Origin of the sequence: Pseudomonas sp. HMWF006 (assembly GCF_003061205.1) — a bacterium.
In the GTDB taxonomy this organism is placed as follows: domain Bacteria; phylum Pseudomonadota; class Gammaproteobacteria; order Pseudomonadales; family Pseudomonadaceae; genus Aquipseudomonas; species Aquipseudomonas monsensis.
On the sequence record NZ_QAIU01000665.1, the window covers coordinates 1 to 1,731 of the forward strand.

The 1,731-nt window shown below is 64.7% G+C and carries 1 protein-coding gene; it reads left to right on the forward strand.

The annotated features are described in order from the left end of the window. Window positions 1-1,622, forward strand: a 1,622-nt coding sequence (locus DBR24_RS30825) for a BatD family protein (RefSeq protein WP_256592046.1), incomplete at its 5' end; no start/stop codon positions are given. Between the last annotated feature and the right edge of the window lie 109 nt (window positions 1,623-1,731).

The following is a 1,731-nucleotide window of genomic DNA, read 5'->3' on the forward strand; positions in this document are numbered from 1 at the left end:
CTCTCTTACTGCCCCTGCTGATCTGCACGGCCACCGCCCAGGCGGCCGAGCTGACGGCCAGCGTGGATCGCAGTCGCCTGAACTCCGGCGAGACGGTCGAGCTCACCCTCGAAACCAACGATGTCACCCAGTTCGGCAAACCTGACCTGACGCCGCTGGAGGCGCTGTTCGAAGTGCGTGGCACGCGCCAGGTCAACCAGTTGAACACGCTCAATGGCGACAACCGCGCAACCACCCGCTGGATCATCACGCTGTTGCCGAAAGAGAACGGCAGCGTGGTGATTCCGCCGCTGCAACTGGGTGACGTGCAGAGCCAGCCGATCACCGTGCAAGTGGTCGAGAGCGACACCCGCGAAGAGACAAACAACCTCGACCCGGTGTTCATCGAGGCCAGCCTCGATCAGTCCAGCGTCTATGTGCAGGCCCAGGCGATTCTGACCCTGCGCATCTACCATTCGGTGTCGCTGTACGACGACAGCAGCCTGACCCCGCTGCAAATCGCCGATGCGCGAATCGAGCAGCTCGGCGACACCCGCACCTATGAGAAAGACATCAACGGCGTGCGCCATGGCGTGATCGAAATGCGCTATGCGATCTACCCGCAGCACAGCGGCTTGCTGACCATCGCGCCGCAGATTTTCAGCGCCACGCTGGTCGACACACAGCCCGCGCAGGACACGACCGCACAAGGCCCGAAACCGGGCAAGCTGATGCGCGTCAGCTCTTCGCAAATCCCGCTGACGGTCAAACCCAAACCCCTGACCTACCCGGTCGACGCACCATGGTTACCGGCGCGCAGCCTGAGCCTGAGCGAGAGCTGGAACCCGGAGCCGGAACACACGCAAGTCGGCGACTCCCTGACCCGCAGCCTGACGCTGCGGGTCGAGGGGCTGGCCAGTTCGCAACTGCCGACCCTGCCCGGCACCGAGGTCAACGGCCTGCGCCGCTACCCCGATCAACCGGTATTGAGCAACCAGAGCACTGACCGCGGCCTGGTCGGCAGCCGCGAAGAACGCGAAGCCTTGGTGCCGAGCCGCAGCGGTTCGATCGAATTGCCGACCGTGGACGTGGTGTGGTGGAACACCTTCGAAGACCATCTGGAACACAGCAGCCTGCCCGCGCGCACCCTGCAAGTGGCGAACAATCCGAGCCTGCAGGTCGATACGCCGACCGGCAACCTGCAACCGGGCGTCGTCGATAACGATGTGTTGTGGTGGTGGAAACTCAGCACGCTGATTCTGGCCTGCACCACCCTGCTCGGCTTCGGCCTGTGGTGGCGCGCACGCTGGCAACCGGCGGTGCATCGTGCCGCGCAAACCGGGCCGAGTCCGCGCACGTTGATGGACGACATCAAACGGGCGTGCCAGGCCAATGATCCGCAAGCGACGCGGCAGGCGCTGGATGCGTGGGCGCGGCAGCAACCGGAAACGCTTGCAGATATGGCGGCGCGCTTTGTACCGCTGTCGGATGCACTCGACGGCCTCAACGGCGCGCTGTACAGCGAAACCGGCCAGCACTGGCAGGGTGAGGATCTGTGGCGGGCGATTCGCACGATTCCAGCGGCGGAGCGGGTGCAAGACCCGGTGGCTGACAGCGGCTTGCCGCCGCTTTATCCGAAATAAACCGTCCCCGGAATGCAGGGAATTCCGTGGCGAGGGCGCTTGCTCCCTCGCCACAACCTCCACGGCCCAGCACCGCTGTCGCCACATCAGCCCTCCTGCCGCAATAATC